The 17,940-nt window shown below is 65.4% G+C and carries 15 protein-coding genes; 11 read left to right on the forward strand and 4 right to left on the reverse strand.

The window, feature by feature from the left end; translation table 11 throughout:
- Positions 1 to 43 precede the first annotated feature (43 nt).
- The 9 genes from RBB84_RS19375 (at position 44) to RBB84_RS19415 (ending at position 11,288) form a co-directional block, all read left to right on the forward strand.
- Positions 44 to 385, forward strand: coding sequence for a hypothetical protein (locus RBB84_RS19375; RefSeq protein WP_193904230.1), 342 nt, complete (start codon positions 44 to 46; stop codon positions 383 to 385).
- Positions 386 to 394: 9 nt separating this feature from the next.
- On the forward strand, positions 395 to 862 hold the full coding sequence (locus RBB84_RS19380; RefSeq protein ID WP_193904229.1) for a hypothetical protein: 468 nt from the start codon (positions 395 to 397) through the stop codon (positions 860 to 862).
- Positions 863 to 988: 126 nt separating this feature from the next.
- Positions 989 to 3,973 carry an ATP-binding protein gene (locus RBB84_RS19385; RefSeq protein ID WP_350246523.1) on the forward strand — a complete coding sequence of 995 codons (2,985 nt, stop codon included), beginning with the start codon at positions 989 to 991 and terminating at the stop codon, positions 3,971 to 3,973.
- Complete coding sequence (locus tag RBB84_RS19390) at positions 3,973 to 6,930, forward strand: hypothetical protein (RefSeq protein ID WP_350246524.1); 2,958 nt, start codon at positions 3,973 to 3,975, stop codon at positions 6,928 to 6,930. Before RBB84_RS19385 ends, RBB84_RS19390 begins: the two co-directional genes overlap by 1 nt.
- A 56-nt stretch (positions 6,931 to 6,986) precedes the next feature.
- Positions 6,987 to 7,475 carry a hypothetical protein gene (locus tag RBB84_RS19395; RefSeq protein ID WP_138846064.1) on the forward strand — a complete coding sequence of 163 codons (489 nt, stop codon included), beginning with the start codon at positions 6,987 to 6,989 and terminating at the stop codon, positions 7,473 to 7,475.
- A 137-nt stretch (positions 7,476 to 7,612) separates the two neighbouring features.
- Complete coding sequence (locus RBB84_RS19400; RefSeq protein ID WP_350246526.1) at positions 7,613 to 7,897, forward strand: hypothetical protein; 285 nt, start codon at positions 7,613 to 7,615, stop codon at positions 7,895 to 7,897.
- Entirely contained in the window at positions 7,894 to 8,472 is a 579-nt protein-coding gene (locus tag RBB84_RS19405; protein ID WP_138846066.1) for a hypothetical protein, read from the forward strand. The genes RBB84_RS19400 and RBB84_RS19405 overlap by 4 nt, the downstream gene beginning before the upstream one ends.
- A gap of 3 nt (positions 8,473 to 8,475) precedes the next feature.
- A complete protein-coding gene (locus RBB84_RS19410; RefSeq protein WP_350246528.1) occupies positions 8,476 to 10,734 on the forward strand; it encodes a peptidoglycan DD-metalloendopeptidase family protein in 2,259 nt (752 codons plus the stop codon).
- Positions 10,731 to 11,288 (forward strand): hypothetical protein, encoded by a 558-nt coding sequence (locus RBB84_RS19415; RefSeq protein ID WP_169690315.1) that lies wholly within the window; start codon positions 10,731 to 10,733, stop codon positions 11,286 to 11,288. Before RBB84_RS19410 ends, RBB84_RS19415 begins: the two co-directional genes overlap by 4 nt.
- 4 nt (positions 11,289 to 11,292) lie before the next feature.
- On the opposite strand, the gene RBB84_RS19420 is transcribed toward RBB84_RS19415, so the two are convergent.
- From RBB84_RS19420 to RBB84_RS19430, 3 genes are all read right to left on the reverse strand, one after another.
- Positions 11,293 to 12,237: a DUF4268 domain-containing protein gene (locus tag RBB84_RS19420; RefSeq protein WP_350246530.1), complete on the reverse strand. Its 945-nt coding sequence runs from the start codon at positions 12,235 to 12,237 to the stop codon at positions 11,293 to 11,295.
- Between the two features lie 36 nt (positions 12,238 to 12,273).
- A complete protein-coding gene (locus RBB84_RS19425; RefSeq protein ID WP_350246531.1) occupies positions 12,274 to 14,034 on the reverse strand; it encodes an ArsR family transcriptional regulator in 1,761 nt (586 codons plus the stop codon).
- Positions 14,035 to 14,490: 456 nt separating this feature from the next.
- Positions 14,491 to 14,709, reverse strand: coding sequence for a hypothetical protein (locus RBB84_RS19430; protein WP_138846071.1), 219 nt, complete (start codon positions 14,707 to 14,709; stop codon positions 14,491 to 14,493).
- 279 nt (positions 14,710 to 14,988) lie between these two features.
- Here RBB84_RS19430 and RBB84_RS19435 point away from each other — a divergent pair, with 279 nt between their 5' ends.
- The gene (locus tag RBB84_RS19435; protein WP_350246532.1) at positions 14,989 to 16,311 is read left to right on the forward strand and encodes a nuclease-related domain-containing protein; all 1,323 of its coding nucleotides are present in this window, start codon (positions 14,989 to 14,991) and stop codon (positions 16,309 to 16,311) included.
- 138 nt (positions 16,312 to 16,449) lie between these two features.
- The gene (locus RBB84_RS19440; RefSeq protein ID WP_350246533.1) at positions 16,450 to 17,211 is read left to right on the forward strand and encodes a hypothetical protein; all 762 of its coding nucleotides are present in this window, start codon (positions 16,450 to 16,452) and stop codon (positions 17,209 to 17,211) included.
- A gap of 209 nt (positions 17,212 to 17,420) precedes the next feature.
- Here the strand turns inward: RBB84_RS19440 and RBB84_RS19445 are convergent, their stop codons facing one another.
- Positions 17,421 to 17,939: a hypothetical protein gene (locus RBB84_RS19445; RefSeq protein ID WP_193904220.1), complete on the reverse strand. Its 519-nt coding sequence runs from the start codon at positions 17,937 to 17,939 to the stop codon at positions 17,421 to 17,423.
- Position 17,940 lies beyond the last annotated feature (1 nt).

The raw sequence follows: 17,940 nt of genomic DNA on the forward strand, positions 1-17,940 counted from the left end.
GCCCGCAAGGCGGGTGCGGCCCTTACGAGAAAGGAAGCACAGCATGTGGGATCAGGTTCTGGCATTGACGGGAGACCCGTCGACCGCTGTCGTCGCGCAGCAGGGGTGGGGCACGGTCAACGAAATCGCAGAGAGTGTCCGCGACAATCTCCTCCTCATCGGCAGCACTCTGCTGACCGTCTTCGGATCCATCCTCGCCGTGAAGATCGGTGGCTCCGGCAAGGGCAAGATGCGCGAGCGCATCGGTGACGTCGGCGTGTGGGTCTTCGCCGGGGTCTTCGCTGGGCTGGTCACCTTCATCCCGGGCCTCGCCACCTCGCTCGGCAAGGAGACTGTCCAGTCCGGCACCACTGGTGGCGGGGTATCCGTGGTCGACGGACAGTAGAGCCTCGCGATGTCCGCCGGCGACAACTCTTCCCGAATCATCTCCCATGACTGGACCAACCTGTTCCGGCACCGGTCCCGTCAGTTCTCGATGGACGAGTTCCGCCTCCCTGGCGTGGACTGGGTCGGAGCAGGTGTCGCAGGCGGAGCCGCGCTATCCATCGGGATCGGCACCACGCTGCTGCTGTGGCTGCTCGGAATCGGCTGGTGGTGGATCGGACTGCTGGTCGGCATCGTAGCCGGTGGTGCGGTCTACCCCGTGGTGGCCAAGGACACCGAGGGGCGGGTCACGCCCCTCGAATCGACCACCCTGTGGATCGACTACCACCTGTTCCAGCCCGCAATGCTGCAGGGCACAGGCAAGGACGAGTACCCGACCGATCTGCACTGGCAGGCCATCCTCTACCGCCCCGAGGACATGCCGGATTACAGCGACAGCTTTCCCACACCCGCGCCTTACGGCACCTACCGGAAGTAGCTTCCCGTGACATACATCTTCCTTGGCGTCCTCGTCATTTGCGTCGTCTACTTCGGTGCTCGGAAAGTCCAAGCGCGCAAAACCTCCGCCCCCACGGGGCGCGCTCGGCAGAAGAAGCTGACGACAGTGGCGGACCGGGAACGGCTGCCGTACCGATACGCGGACGACCTGATCTTCATCTCCGGAGACTCAGTGTGGACCGCGCTGCGGCTCGCCGGCACGACCGACGAGTTCCTCACGGCCGACGAGAAGCAGTCAGCTGCCGAGTTGGTGGCGCAGACCTACAACACGCTGCTGGCCGTCTTCAACGGCAAGTCGGTGCAGTGCCACGAGATCATCCGGTACCGGCCGACGTCGGCGGAGGAGTGGGCCCGGGGCTACCTCAAGACGTCCTGGAATCCGTCGCGACTGATGCGCCAGCTTCTGCGCCACGTGTCGGCGTTGCTGTCCGAATCCACACCGGAGCGCCAGCGCTACCTGATGGTGCGGCTCGGCGAGTTCACCGGCGAGACCGTCCCCGACCCACTCAGCGCCATCGCGAATCGGGTCACCGCCGTCGCCGACGAACAGTTCCGAGCATCGGATCTCGAGCCGTTCCGCGATCTCGCGATCCGGGTGCACCTCCAGCTCGCCACGTTCCGCGCAACACCGTGCACCCGCGGCGACCTGATCTGGCTGATCCGAAAGACACTGTCCGGGCACCGCTTCCCTTCCGAACAGCCGATCCTGACGTCGAAGCCGCTGCGGACAAGTTTCTTCGACATGGCCGTGAACTTCCGTGGTCGCAATGGGCAGGACTATGTCGAGATCATCGACACCGACCCGGATACCGGGGACGAGCGATCGACCTACACCGCAACCCTCGTCGTTGCGTCGTCCGCACCGATCCTCGAGTTCAACCCGGTCATGGCGTGGGGTCCGGCCCTCGCGCAGCTTCCGCGGCCGGTCGAGCTGTCGTGGCGCTACGAGCTGATCTCGGCGGCCGAGTTCAAGGACCGAGCCCTCAAGGTCGCCAAGAACATCAAGGATGAGGCCGCCGACCGCGACAAGGTCCAGGCCTCGGAGGATCCGCGATTCGAGAACAAGTACGACCGGGCGCAGGCCTTGTTCGAAGAGGCGAGTACCGCTCCGCAGCCCGCGATGATCGGCCGGTTGCGGCTGGTGCTCTCGGCGCCGACGCCCAAGGAACTCGTCGCCGCCGAAGAAGACGTCCGAGCGATGATGGGCGACCTGGAGATGGTGCGCGTTCCCCGTGCCCAGTCCCACCTGCTCAAAGAGCAGCTGCCGGGGGACTATACGGGCAAGATCTTCGGCGGCCTCGTCGCTGCGCAGGGTGGCGGGGTGAAGATCGGCGAGCGCACCACCGATGTGTGGGCGCCGGCGGTGGCTCGCCTCGATTCCGATGACCAGGTCGGCGACGCAGTCGAGGCGAACCGGGGGAGGACCCGAGGCTGGCGCGGGTTCCCGGTCGGCTACACCTACACCAATGGCGCGCCGGTCCACTTCGGGCTGCACGTGCAGGTTGCGCGGGACCGCGGCGCAGGCATCGCGATCATCGGCGCCTCGGGCGGCGGCAAGTCGACTCTCGCCCTGCTGCTGTACTTCTGGGAATCCGAGTCCGGCACGCAGTGCATGGTGCTCGACCCGAAGAACGACTTCGAGAAGTTCACGTACTACATCGCATTCGGCGAACAGGTGATGCAGCCGGGATTCTCCGCCGACGCGGAAGCCGGGATTCTCGGTACCGAGGAGTCCCAGTTCCAGCCGGTCAACCCGGAGTTCTGGGCCGAGACCACGATCGTCAGTCTCGCCCGCGGCGCCGCTGGCCAGTTGGATGCGTGGTCGCTGACCGACTCGTACGCCGAGGCTGACGAACTCGCCCGCGGCCAGGTCGAGGTGCTGTTCACCGACAAGGACGATCGCACGATCGTCGAGCAGGCGTTGGCTGTGATGAAGGAGGCCTACGACGCCGAACAGGCCGGCGAACCCATTCACGGCGACCCGATCGTGCCGTCGATGGGGACAGTGGTTCGGTTCCTCGAGCAGAGCCGTGAGAAGTACCGGCCGATGGCAGAAGATGCGGACAACGCGAATGCCTTCAACGCGACCGAGAAGCTCGAACAGCTCGATCGAGTGATCAACCGGTTCAAGCGTGCTCGTGACACTCGCTACGCCAAGCTGCTCGTCGGTAACGGCCAGCGAGTCGACCTCGGTGACATGACCCGTCGGCGGGTCATCTTCACGCTCCACGGGTTTGCGCCGCCGAAGAAGCCGGACCAGCCCGAGACGTGGTCGGAGTCCGAGCGCAATGCGGCAGCCGCGATGTTCACGGTGCTCGATCTGGTGCAGAAGCTCTTCGACGATCGTCCGAAGCCGAATCCGGTGACCGGTGAGATGAAGACGCCGCCGCGTGCACTGTTCGTCGACGAGGGGTACATGATCGCCCGGCAGCCGACTGGGCAGGGCATCCTCTCCCGTGGCCTGCGTCAGGGCCGCTCGCTCAACCTGGTGATCGTGTTCATCTCCCAGCAGCCCCGCGACGTGCAGGAGATTGAACAGCAGGCCAAGGACGCCGGCGAGGCCGACTCGAACCAGTTCGGCACCATCTTCATGTTCCGGCAGAAGTCCCCGGTCGAGGCGGCCCGTGCGCTGGAGCTGCTGCGGGATACCAGCGGAGGGACCACGACCGAAACGGTCGCGCTGGCACGCAAGCTTCTTGAGGAAGGCAAGAGCGCTGGCGGTCAGCTTCGTGGTGGTCGGTGTGTGATGCGCGATGTCGATAACCGCGTGGCCACGGTTTCGGTGGACCAGATGTTCGCCGAGCTCGCCCGGGCTACCGAGACGAACCCGAATGACCGTCCTCGAGCCCAGAGCATTCCGATCAGTGGCAGTGGACGGGACTGGGAGATCGACCCGACCACGATGCTCGAAGTCCGCACGGGAATCAGCGAAGCCAACATGCGCGGTGACTACACCGACGACCTCGAACTCGACGAGGACTGGCACGACTTCATCGCTCGCAACATCGACGAGCTCGAAGCGGCCAATGTCGCGGCGGCAGTGACTGCCGAGCGCCTGTACACCGAATCCGGATTGGAGGATGCGCACTGATGGCTACCCTTGCCCCTCAACAGCTCTGGACCGGCCGCGGCTCGCGGTGGGGCCGCAAGTTCATGGATGTGCTCACCCAGCCTCGTCTGATGTTCCGCGGCGTCGCGGTGGTGTCGGCGCTGTTCCTAGCTGCCGGCCTCGTGCAGGAGATCGGCGTCGTGTCGACCCTCGTGGTTGCCTCGATGCTGGCCGGGGTTGCCGGTCTGGTCGTCGCATGGCGGCGTAGCCCGGCACATGTCCTGGCGGCCGTCTCAACGCTGGTGTACGCGGGCGTAGTCGTCGCGCTCGGTGCGGCATCGTCGTGGCTGACGATGATCGAGGGCGGGTATGCGTACTTCACCGCCTACCTGACCGGGCTGCTGGCGCTCGCGGTGCTGGTACTGCGTTCGCGACGAATCGGCCCCTCGCCGGCACTCACCACCTTCCTGGCTCAGACCGCACTGATGGCCACCCTCCCGCTCCAGCTGTGGCTCTCGTCTGCCTCCGCTGCGATCGGCGGGCTGATCCTCGGGGCCGCGGTTGTGTGGTGGCGGCAGCGTCTCGCGCCACGACGTGCGCAGACGGATCAGCGGGTCCGCCACCTCGCGGGTCGAGCGTGGCAGGTGGTGACCGCGGTGGTGGTGACGTTGCTGGTCGCGGCCACGGTGATGCTCGGCTCGGCCGCGCCGGCGGGAGCGTGGGGTTTCTCGTCGATCACGAACGCGATCACGGAGCCCGTCAAGGAAGCCATGTGCGGTATGACCGCACCCAACCTCGAACAGCAGCCGGTGGGTTCCGGCCCTGAGGCATGGTTCTCGAACCTGAACCTGGCTGGTGCGGTCGATGCGGAAACGGGTCAGCGTTCGGACAACGCGAAGGACATCCGTCTCGCGGCCGGCGGCGACATGACGCAGTACACCCTCTACGAGATCTCGGGTCTGCGCGGCTTGGACTGGGTGAACTGGCAGTACTCGCCGGACGCCGACGGGGAGGCGAAGCCCGACCAGTGCTCGATTCCGGCATGGATGTGGACGATGTCGGGCAACGCCATCTTCACCGTCAACCTCTACATCCTGCAGGCGACCATCGCGCTCAAGGAACTCGCGCAGGCGAAGAACCCGGTCGCCTGGCTGTACGACAAGTCGAACTCGGTGGTCGCGAACGTCTTCACCAACCTTGCGCTGCCGCTGATGGGTATCGCGATGGCTCTGGGTGCGATCGCGATCGGAATGGCAGCGGTGCGGGGCGGGGGCCGCGACGCGATCGGGAAGGCGGTCGCATCGATTGGCGTCATGATTCTCGCCGGGGCCATGTTCGGCGGCATCATTGCCGACAAGAACAGCGACCAGTCCCTCGATGAGCCGCAGGGCGCGGGCTTCTACGTCGTGGCAAACACGCTCGATTCGATGATCGGGCAGTTGAATTCGGCGCTGACGACGGCGATCTTGTCCGATCTCAACGATGACAATGGCGAAGAGTTCTGCCACGTCCCGCCGGGGAACACCGAGGCTCTTGGGCAGCGGGTGTCCTCGTGTGTGCTCGCGGAAACCTTGGCGTACCGGCCGTGGGCGCTCGGACAGTTCGGGCCTTCGGGTGGACGTGCGATCAACGTCGATGAAGGCAAGCCCGATGCCGGATCCGGGCAGGCTGTGGAAGGTGTCCGATACGGCCAGGACGCAGCGACCAAGGGCGATGGACTGCCGTGCTACGTCAACCTTGACATGTGCCGTGACCTGCGGACCTACCTGATCGTGCAGCAGGGCGGACCGGCCATCGGCGATCTGGTCACGACCTGCCTGAATGCCAACAATCCGAAGAACCTCGCCGATGCGCAGCAGTGCGTTCCCTATTTCGCTGCAGGGAAGGTTCTGGCTGATCGGGTCACCGCCGTTACAGACGCGTCTGACGGTGATACGGGGCAAACAGGCGGTTCTCCCGCACTGGCTGGAGTTGACGCGAGCACGATGTACTCGGCGTTCACCGGCACCAATGGCCTGCAGCGGCTCACTCAGGCCGCGTCGTCTCTCGTCGCGACGCTGGTCATTGCGATCGCACTCACGTCGCTGTCGATCATCACGATGCTCTGGCACGTGCTGCTGTTCGCGCTCTTCATGATCGGCCCCCTGGTCCTCGCAGGAGCGACATTCACCGGTAAGACCAACGGCGCTAAGGAATGGGTGTGGAATGTGCTGCACACATTCAGCGCACGCTTCGCCTACGGCCTGATCATGACCCTGATCATCTGGCTGATCTGCCTGGTATTCCGCTCCGACAGCATCTACACCGGTATGAAGATCATCATCGTCGGAATGGTGCTGTTCGGGTTCTTCAAGCTGATCCGCAAGATCGACGAGAAGATCCGCCCACAGCAGGGCTCGATGAACGTGAACATGGCCGACCAGGCTCGCCGCGGTATGACTACGACAAAGGCCATGACCGCGTACGCCGGATACAAGGGTGCGCAGCGCCTTTCGCGCGCGCCCGGCGCGGTCGGCCGCGGCACGGGCGCTGCGGTGCAGGCCGGCGGCCGCTCCGCGAAGTCCGCGGTCCTCACCGGCGGCCGGATGGTCAGGGGCGCCGCGGTGGGATCGGTCAACGCGCTCGGTGGTGAGCACAAGTCCAACCTCGCCGCGTCCCGGGCCATGGGCCGCAGCGGGACCCGCGTGATGGCGCGGCGTCTGGTGACCGCCCCAGTCACAGGCACCGCCGGCGCGGTCCGCGGCGCCTACCAGGGAGCGCGGGGCCGCACCCCGGCCTACGCCGGTGAGGGAACGAACCGGGCTGTCGACTCCCTGGCTCGCGGCGCGAAGTCCACGGCCAAGGTGACCAAGGAGGCCCAGTTCCTGGCCCAGTACTCGGCGCTGCGCGCACAGGAAGCGGTGGGCAACAGGCTCAATCCGGCACGCAAGCTCCCCGATCAGCGACGCGGGAAGAACGCGAAGCAGGGAGCGGGCAGCAACGGGGGAGGAGAAGCGTAGTGACATTCTCCGACCCGACTTCGACCGATCTCAGTACGACGACTCAAGGACAGCGCATGGAAACCACGGCCAACGGCAACCACCATCCCGCCGATGACCTCGCCGAGGCGCTCGACGCGTTCGACGCCGCCGGATATGGGGATGAGGTGTTGTACGGCTACGACCCTCAGGTGCTGTACGACAACGAGACCGGTGAGGTTCGGATCATCGTCGTCGTTCCCGTGGAGGGCGGTGGCGAGCAGCCGATCCACATTCCACTCGACGACGAGGGGATGGTCGCCGTCGTCAACGGGCTCGCGGAAGCGCGCGGCGTCCAACCGCGCATGTCGGCGCCGGCACGTCACCCGCTGGCCGAGGAGATCGATGCTCCCGGTGAAGCGCCGAAGCGGTCAGCGATCCGACGAATGGTGGATCCGGCTGGGATCGGCGGGCTGACACCGGATGACCTGCCGCCGACGATCTTCGGAGTGCAGTCGAACAAGATGATCGCGTACATCCTGATCGGAGTGCTCATCATCTCGTTCCTGCTGATGATCCTGCTCTGACTCTATCTGCCTCTCCACGAAGCGGCCCCCACCCGACGGTGGGGGCCGCTTCGCGTTTCCGCTGGTCAGCAGCTGGTGGAGAACCCGTACGCAATCGTCTGTCCGACCGATCGACGTCGACGCAGGAAGGACCCGTCATGGATCTTGCTGACCGCACACGGCGGTGGGCTGGACAGGCCATCAACGAGGTCGGGGCCAGGCTCACCACCACCCGCGGTCGCCTGGTCCTCTGGGGAGTCGTTCTCGTTCTCTCGGAGTCCTTGTCCGAGACCGGATCACAGCGACTCGGCGACGGTGGCGTGCGCATGGCCGCCCTGATGCTCGCGGTGATCGCCCTCGAGCTCACGGTTGCGGCGGTCCGCTGGCTGTGGCGCCGGTTCAAGCAGCGGCGTGCGCGTCACGCTGTCCGGAGCGGCCGATGAGTACGGCCAGCACGCGGACCGCGCTGGCCGCGATACTGCTCGCAGCAGCGGTCGCCCTCGCGGGATGCGGCGGTGACAGCCCATCTGCCCCGGCAACGCCGACTGTGCTCCCCGACGACCCGGGAAACATCGAGGTCACCCCGAAGCACACCTACGCAGAAGTGCCGGCAGCCGACGCTGAGGCATTCGCTATCGACTTCATCAAGCTGTACGGCACGTTCAGCCCCGCCAACCCGGCGCCAGGGCGGACGTGGATGTCGTCGTGGCGGTCGCTTGCCATGCCGGAAGTATCCAGTCGGGCCGAGGCGGAATTCGACAGCATCTGGGGGTGGACCTGGGACCAGCAGGTTCAGGCGCAGGACGTGTTGCCGGCCGGGCCCGTTCAACTCGACGCAGACTTTGGGACGGTGACCGTCCGCATCCCGGCCCGCCGCTACGTGCTCGGGCTCCTCGCGCAGCACGTGGAGGACGGGCATTGGGAGAACCTGCATTTCGAGGTCGTCGTCGGGCCGAGGACTGTCGGGGAGGCCGACTCCGGTCTGGCGGTGTACCGCGTCGAGATGCGTGGTGCCTGACAGATGTGGGTTGTAGCAGGCAAGGTCGCCGCGAAGGCGGCCACCAAGGCGGTCGCGAAGAAGGCCGCCGGAGGGCAGGCTCCGAAGAAGAAACGGTGGCCGCTCTACCTGTCGATTCTCGGTGCGATCGCCGCGTTCTTCGCAGTCCTGTTGCTGTTGGTCGGGAACATGATCACCGCATTCGTCGCGGCGATCACCGGAACCACCACAGTCGTCTCGACTGACTGCGGTGTCGACCGAGGGCGGGTGTCCGCGTTCGGTGCCGCCGGTGGATCGTTGTCCGGTGTCCGTGCCGGATCACTGGCCATCCCCATGGCCTCGGGTACCTACACGATCTCCTCCGGATGGGGGATGCGTGACGGTGGCATGCACAACGGCAGCGACTTCGCCGCCCCCGTCGGCACACCGATCTACGCCGCCGCCGACGGCGAGGTGACCGTCGCCGGTCCCGTCTCCGGATACGGCAACGCGATCATCGTCGAGCACAACCTCAACGGCCAACGGGTCGCCACGCTCTACGGGCACATGTTTGGCGACGGCGTGCTGGTGAAGGCCGGTGACCTCGTCCGCGGTGGACAGCACATCGCCAACGTCGGCAACGACGGCGACAGCTCCGGCCCCCACCTGCACTTCTCCCTGCATCCTGGCGGCTACGTCAACTACAACTCCGGTGTCGATCCGATGCCGTGGCTCACGCAAGACCTGCCCGCAGCCTCATCGCTGGCAGCTGCGCGTCCCGAGTACACGCCGATCGACCCGAGCACGTCGACCAGCGCCAATCCCTTCGACGCTCTCACCGCGCCGGCCGCCGAGATGGTCGCCTTGCCGGCCGAGAAGGGCACCGAGTCCGGGATGCAGCTCGACGGTGTGCGCGTCATGCGGGCCGCGTCGGCGAAGTTCCCCGCCGTCACGACGATCGGTGGCCTACGGCCCGGGGACCCGGGCGACCACGGGTCCGGTCGTGCCGTCGACATCATGGTCCCGGACTACAAGAGTCTCGAGGGGACCAAGCTCGGCGACGACATCGTCGCCTACTTCCAGGCGAACGCCGACGCCTTCCACGTCGACTACCTGATCTGGCAGCAACGACTGTGGCAGAACGGCTCCTGGTCTGTGATGGAAGACCGAGGATCGGACACCGAAAATCACTTCGATCACGTCCACGTCAGCGTCGCCGGTGGTGGAACCCCGAACGGCGACACACGCTACGGCACCGCGCCGGGCATCTCCCCGAATTCTCCACCCGCGATCCTCGCGGCCGACACGTCCACCTCCACCGGCGACTGCATCGAGCCACAGACCAGCGGTGGAGGCGGTCTCGCCGATGGCTCGGTGCCCGAGAAGTACCGGGCCGCGGTCATCGCCGCAGGCTCGATGTGTCCGGAGATCAAACCCCCGCTGATCGCCGCGCAGCTCGAGCAGGAATCCGGCTGGCAGGAAGGGGTCACCAGCGCGGGCGACGGCGTCAACTCCGGTGGCGCCCAAGGTATGGCCCAGTTCATGCCGGGCACGTGGGCAACGATGGGCGTCGACTCCGGCCTGGACAGAAGCGGACGGCCCGAGGGCCCGAACGCGCCGGACCCGTTCAATCCGTTCGACGCGATCGCCGCCCAGGGCAAGTACATGTGCTACATCGTCGACCAGCTCAAACCTCACGTGGCCAGCGAAAAGGTCAAGGGCGACATCGTCGATCTGGCATTGGCCGGCTACAACGCGGGTGAGGGTGCGGTGATCGAGTACGGGGGGATCCCACCGTTCGGGCAGACCCAGGCGTACGTTCCCGGCATTCGCGCCCGGATGGCGAAGTACGAGGCCAACATCGGGTCGTCCCCGGAAGTCCCGGGGGGAGGCCCGGCCATCACCGTCGCCGGCAGTCCCTTCGCGCGCGCGATGATCGAAGCCGCGTCACGTCAGCAGGGTCTGCCCTACGTGTGGGGTGGCGGTGGAGCTGACGGCCCCACTGCCGGTCAGGGCGCCGGCGAACTCGGCTTCGACTGTTCTGGGCTGGTGCTGTACGCCGTCGCGCAGGCATCCGGACAGCGGACGATCCTTCCTCGCACCACCTGGGGGCAGGTCGAGACCGGCACCGCGGTGTCCAAGGAGAACATTCAGCCTGGTGATGCGGTGTATTCCAACGGCACCGCGCATGTGGCCATCTGGCTCGGTGACGGAAAGGTCCTCGAGGCGCAGACTTTCGGGGTGCCCGTCGGCGTCCACCCATTCGACCTGAACAACGCCGAAAACATCAGGAGGTTCGGATGATCCGCCGTGCACTGACCAGTGTCACTGCTCTCGCGTTGGTCGCGGCCGTGATGGCCGGCTGCTCCTCGTCGAGCGAGGAGTCGACACCACAGCCCACCGAGACCGCGCCGACGAAGGTGCTGCCGTCGACCTTGCCGACACTCGACGCGTCGACCATCGACACCAGCGACCCGGATGCCGTGGCCATCGCGTTCGCTGAGACGTCGTACACGCTGTTACCGGGGGCCGATCCGGACATGAACGCTGGAATGGTCCGTGCTGCAGCGGTCCTGGATCCGAAGCTCGCCGAGGACATCCGCGGCCAGGTCGGGCGTTCCTCGCCGGGGTACGAGTGGAACCGGTGGGCGCAGGCGGGTGCGATGGTGGATGCCACTGCGGCGATCGACACGCAAGAGGTGCCGCCGCAGACTGCTCTCGAGGCGTACCGGATGGTGCGGGTGACGCAGACGGTGGAGAACTCGACGCGGTTCATTGCGCGACGACAGCTAGTGCTGCTGTTGACCCTGGTCAACATCGACGGCGAGTGGAAAGTCTCGCGTCTGACCCAGCTCTGAGCTGTTACCTCAGATCCACGCGTGTCAGGACTTCTCGGAGGCGCTCTTGATTGGTGATGAGCCATTCGGCCATCTCGTCCCACCGGTCGCGGTCGTTGATGTCGTTGAACGGCGAGGAAACGATGATCCGAGCGGCCTTGTTGTCCGGCATCGGATCCCATGTCACCTCGGCGTTGACCAGCGAGTCGACGATGTGGCGATGCTCGACCAGGATGGCGTACCGGCGCTCGTTCTCCTCGGCGTTGGCCGAGAAGTACACCTGATGTGTAAGGACTCCGTTGAACCAACTCATCAGCAGCTGAACGTTGCTGATACCCGTGCCTATGGGTTGCCAGGGTTTGTTCAAGCCGGTGGCGTTCGTCCAAGACGGATACCGGTCCCGAATCCGGTCGAGGACAACCGCCCAGAATTCGCGGTACACCACAGCCGACGCGGACTCACCTGTCGAGGTCGCCGCCTTCTTCACTGTCTTCTCCCAGTCGTTCGGTTTGACGACCAGTTCGAAGTTCGGGGCGACGGGGGAGTCGCCGATCCGCACCACACGGATCTCTACACCGAAGAATCTGGTGTCCTCGTCGGTGCGATGATTGAGCCATTCCAGTGCCGCCCGGTGCTCCTCACGGAACCCCGTGGTCACCCACACAATTGTGCTTGGGTTCGTGCCGGCCGCGTACGTGATGATCTGGCCGAGATGCTGGTGATCCGAACGCCCGAGCTGGTTTTCGACGATCACCTTCCGGTCCGTTCCCTGATCCCGGCCGATCAAGTCCAGGCGGAACCCCCCGACTCGGTGCTCTGCTGCTTCGAGAACGAGATCGTCAATACCGAGCAGCTCCGCGAGAACATCCGCGTTCTCTAGCAACCAAGGTGTGAAGTGCAATGCCTCGTCCGGCCACACGGTACGGGGCGCAACCGAGGTCAACCGTGCCAACTCAAAGCCGCTTGTCATCGCTGCTTCCCTCCACTCCGGTCATCCGCTCGCAGCTTATGCAGCCAGGGCCACAGCACGGGACAAAGACGCCAGCACCCGACCGAGTGCTCCAGCAAAGTCCGCCCGACCATCCTTGCCCGTCGGGAAACGGCCACGGAGCAGAGGGAGCGGGTGCTCGGCACGGACCGGCTTCCGGCTCCGCGGTGCTCGTCGCCACGCCAACTCTCGTTGCCACCACTCCCACATCAGCGATTCTGCGGTGTACAGCCTCTGACGTGCTTCGATCACGCCCGCCACGCCCAGCTTCACAGCGGCAGCAGCCATAGCCGAGACCACCTTCTTCACAGCCCGACCGCATCGAGTGACAAGTCCGAGGTCCTGCAGGAGCCGCAGATGCCGAGTGACCGTCGCTGCGGGGAGGCCCGTCGCCTGAGAGAGCGAGGAGGTGCTGTGGTGGCCCGACAGGAGGGCGCGGTGGGTGGCACCGCAGGCGCCGCCGAGGCCGGTGCTGGTCCAGAGGTCGTGGCGGGCGTGGAGCAGGGTCTGGTGGAGGCGGGTGCCCAGGAGGGGATCGGGGGCGGGTACCCCTTGTGATTCAGTTCTAATCTCAACGGCAGGAAGGTCCAACCGATACCGATCGGATCGCGTTCCCCGGCAGGTATCTACTCGGGTGATCCATCCGTTCTCCCGCAGCCAACTCAGCGCCCTCGACGCAGTCGGCTGCGTGACCCCCGCAGTCAGGGCCAAACGTCGCTGATCGATGTCGAACTCTGTCCGTCCGGTCTCCCACGCAATCAGGCACAGTGCATCGAGAACACATCGTCTGTGGACTCCGGCGTTGCCGCTCCACTGTGTGGGGTCGGTACCGGCGGCGTGCTGAATCTGGTGGGCGCGAAACCTGCCGCCCTTGTCGGTGGTTGTCTCCGCGCGACAGGGGTGCTTCTGGGTCCATCGGTTCCAGGCTGCCAAGGCACGGTCCCACTGGCGCAGCGCGAACCGATCGATGTCGGGGCGTTGAACGCGGCCGGTACCGCCGTAGCGACCGGTGCGGAGATATTCGAGGGCGGGTGCGGTACGCGCGGCGGAGAGGACATCGTCGGTGCGCCATCCGTTGGCGGCCATGCGCAACAGGGCAGAGAACGCAGGGCCACTGTGGTCGTCTCGTGGGCGGATGGGGGTCGACAGCGCGGCGTGGAGCGCGGCGTGGCGGGGGTCGTCTTCGAGGTTGCAGCGGATGGCGGGGGCCCGGGTTTCGACGATGGTCGGGCCGGTGAGGACTTCCAGGCGCGGGGACTTGCGGGGTGTGCGGGGCTTCGGCTGCGGCGTCGGCTCGGTGGTGCCGGCGGTGTTGAGGACCGTCAGCATCATGGTCAGATGCTTGGAGAGCCGGCGCAGGTCGAGCATGGTCGCGCCGAGGGACAGTGCGGCGAGCGCTTCGTTGGGGTCACCGTCGGGATCGGGCAGTACGGGGGTGGAGCATGTGCCGCTGCGGTGAGCGGAGGCCGGGAGACGGACGCAGCCGGTTCGCGGGTTGGTCAGGGGCGACAGGTCGAGGCTGCTGTGGAGCTGTTTGGTCAGGCGGGCGAGGGAGCGCACCGCTCCGGCGGCTACCGGCTCGGCCATGCGGATCCAGACGTGGCGGCCCCATTGGCTGCCGGAGGCTGTCACCAAGTGTGGGATGTTCAGCGACCGCAGTGTCGAGGTGAAGGCGAGTGCGTCAGCAATGGAGTCGGCGAGTCCGATCGATGGTGCTTGGGTCGAGTCGAAGTCGAACGCGAGGAATCGGTAGGTGCCGTGAGGGTCGGCGAGGTACATCGCGACGGGGAAGTCCGGTAGGTCGGCCGGAAATGGCGCGTCGGTGTAGGTGTGGGTGCGCGCGGTGTCGACTCGGGCGGAGGGCCGCGGGGACCATTCGTGAAACGCCTGGTAGTAGGTGTGGCGCCAGTTGTGGTTAGTGACAGTTGTGACAGCGTCGTTGTGTGTTGCCGATGGATCAGCGCATAGATGTGCGCTACCATCGAACTGTCCTGCTAGCACAGGAAAGCTCCTCATTGGTTCGGAGCCGCGGATCAGCAGAGCTGGTAACTCTGCCCCGCACATGAACACTGGTTCGGTGAGTTGGCGCTCACCGAGCAGCTACAGAAGCCCCGCTTATGCGGGGTTTAGCTGTTTCTAGGGGTGGTTAGTTCCTAGACATGTACGTCCACGGCTGATGAAGTTGTTCATGGGCCTGACGCCGGTTGTCTGGTAAGGCCGGCCCGGCGTGTGGCGTTAGCCGGTCATCAGCAGCTGGCTCCTCTCGGGCATCAGGTGCCCTAGGCCTACGCGGTGGGCAAGCAGAGAGGCGACGACGTCGGGGCGACGAAGAGCTGCCTCGGCCGCGAACTCGTCAAGGACCGGGACGAGTTCCTTGGGCACGCGAATCGCGAGTGTCCCTGTCCCCTCCGATTCATGGGCCACCGATGGGATGACTTCTGCGAAGTCGAACATCGGCTCACCGTGAAGAACGAGGTCAGGGCGACCGGCGGTTTCGGAGAGCAAGTCAGCGACTGCTCTGCTTACAGGCAGACCACGTCGCTCCGCATAGGTAGCGAGAGCATCGACGACGGCCTGGGGCGCGTGGAAACGAATCTGCGTTCGTTCGCCGAGGTGTGGTTGAGCCATGGCGGTCATTAAACACGCATAACTGTTACGGAGTTGCACGACACGCCGCACTTGTAACAGTTACGGCTGAAACACCCGGCGAAGCGTCTCCGTACCTTCACCGACATGAGCACACCAGACGCCCACTCCGTCGGCGGCGACAACCCCGCCCTCGCCGGGCAGTCCCTCCGCAACCGCTCGCGCGCGCAACGCCGCGCCCTGCGCACCATGACCGGTCAGCTCATAGTCACCGCCAGCGCGATCACCGCGACGGTCACCACCATCGCTCTGCTGTTCGTGCTCCCGCTCATGGACGCCCTCGCCGTGGGCACCTACAGCGCCGCGGCACTCGCCGCCGCCTACGCACTCATCACCTTCCCACGCCGCGCCGCAGCAGTCGGCTTCGCGTTCGTCGCAGCCGCGCTGGTCTTCACTATTGGTCAGATCTACGAGCTCGGGGCCGCTGCATCCTGGGCCGCCGCCCTTGCATGCGCAGTCACCTCGGTGGCCGTGTTCTCGACCCGTCGCACCACCCGAACCCCGTACCTCCCCACCGTCGCAGTCTTGACCGTCATCGTCACGGCCTTCTGGGCGACGGCCGCCCTCGGTCTACCGCGTTGGCTGTGGGTAGCACCCGCCCTCGTCACGAGCCTGGTGGCTGTCGGGTGGCGCGCTGCGTGGCCGATCACCTGGCGGGCACGCCGCGCGGGTTGGCGCTCGAAGATCCGGTACCGCACCGGCGCACCGCTTGCCGAGCGCCCGGACGGGGACGGCCGGTGGATGGCCGAGGAGTACCTCGAGGTCGGCGCTGACGCCGAACGCATCACCGCTCACATGTTGACCGGCCTCGATGACCGCTGGCACGTGCTGCACTCTCGGGCACTGCACTACACGGCGGCGGATGCGGACCACATCGTGATCGGCCCGGCTGGTGTCCTGCTCATCGACAGCAAGTACCGGTCAGGGAACTTCGAAGCCCGCCCCTGGGTTACCGAAGATGGCACCGCCGGCAGCGACTGGTTCTACAACGGCCAGGTGCTCGACGCCAGCCTCGCGCAGTCGGCGATCTTCGAAGCTGACCGCATCGCGTGGGCCTTCCACGCCGATGGCCTCGATCGCCAAGCGGTCCCGATCGTCCTCGCCATCCACGGCGCCCGCATGAATGTGCCCTGGGGAAAGTGGACGATCGAGCTGCTTGGTGATCCGGTTGACGATGACTCCGAGACGCCGGTGGTCGGTACCCGACTCGTCACACTCGTCGACGCGACCCACCTGGTCGACTACCTGACATCGTTGCCGGCCCGACGGTTCACGACGCCGACGAAGCACGAACGCGCCGCTGGAAGACAGGAGTCGCTGACACCTCGGCAGGTTGAGGAGCGCGCACAGCGGCGCTACGTTCGCGACCTCGCTGCAGTATGCGAGCACGTCTTCCCACGATTGAAGTGATACCGAGAACTGGTCGAGGGCGGCGGGGTCTCCTGGAGCCGGTGAGACGATCGGGACATGGGCATAAAAAATTGGTGGGACGGGCCCCGCGGCGAGGCAATCCCACGCACAGTCACTGCGGGCGGAATCATCTTGAGCTTGGCTGCACTCTGGGTTGGTCTCAACTTGCCGAATGACATGGGTTTCTGGATCAGTGTGACTGCGGCACTTGCTCTCGTTGGCCCAGGTCTCGTTTTCTCAAACGTCCTCATTGGCCGATGGCAACGCAGACGCATCGAGCAGCAGGCTCTCCCCTGGCTTGTTTCCGCATGCGCTTTCCTCGCGCAGTCTTTCGAGACGTTTCGCGAGATAGCAACAGCAGCGGGCGTTGAACGGCAGCTTCCACCTACCCCACCCAAGTGTGATGTCGAGGCCCTAACTGCAACGGCAATTGCATATCAGAAGGCGTTCACTGAAGCCCTTGAATCGGCACAACCGCTTCCTACAGAGATCTATCTGACGCGCAATAACCTCACTCTGACGCACTTCGGATTGGTAGCGAGAATGCTCGACAAGGCCAGCTCCCTTGTACCAGTATCGGTTTCATCCCAGATAGCGACCGTCTCGGACGCTTGGGCACAGTCTGCTGGGGTCACAATCGTCCACTGCAATCGAGACGATGGGAGGGGACCCATAGACCGGAAAATCGGGTATCCGCATATCGTGGATGCAGCAAGAAGCGCGGAGGTGAGCCCGAGCACTTTGACTCATTTCGACACGCAGAGCCTGTCCGAGCTTGCCCTAAACCAGGTGCACCGCACCGCGAGCCTGTTCAAGCTCATCGAAGATGAGCTGCCTCCTGACCTGAAGAAGTCCTTGAGGACCTTTGACTTGCCGCAGCTCACACTGAGTGACTCGTAGCCTTTTGCCAACTGCGGATGCTCTGAGCAGGACTACATCGCCTCGACCTGCGGAAAATGTCAATGGATCTGCGGCCTCACCGCGGTCTGGAGCACGTATTTGTGCGGTAACCGGTGGGGAGACTGCACTCACGACACCACTCGATGGCGAGTCCTTATCATCGCAACGGGCCTGCAGCACGAGAAGCGTTGCAGGCCGTTGTAGGTGGTTCAGATTGAGAAGTTCCGTCGTATCAACTCTTGGAACTCCTGGCTGTCTTGGTCTGCACTCCTGTTCCTGCCGTGCTGGCCTCCGACCAGATCGGATCGATTGATGACGGTATCGATGGAGTCGTCCTCTGTGACGGGTGCCGTGATTTTTGGTGCGTCCCACCAGCCTGCCGGTGCAGGTGTGCCGGCGGCGGCCGAGGCAGACGCCTCGACCGACTCGGGTCGGCGGAGGGTTTGGCGGGCGTTGTCCCGCTCGCGGCAAAGGTGCTGCAACCTCCGATGCTGTTCGACCGCAACGGCGGACAGCATGAAGGCGAGCACCCCGAGTATCGCCACGAGCGGGAGGGGTATGACCCATCGTGGGGCTCCCGCCCACGCGAGAAGTGCGACCGGGATGTTCATCAGTGCGGAGACCGTTAGCGCAGCCCACCATGCGGGGACAGCGAACGCGGCCCGGATCAGGGCGATGCTGATGAGTATTGCGAGCACGAACGCGCCCGCGTGAAGTATCGCGGACATG

The organism is Rhodococcus sp. D-6 (genome assembly GCF_040256695.1).
Taxonomy (GTDB): Bacteria; Actinomycetota; Actinomycetes; order Mycobacteriales; family Mycobacteriaceae; genus Rhodococcus; species Rhodococcus pyridinivorans.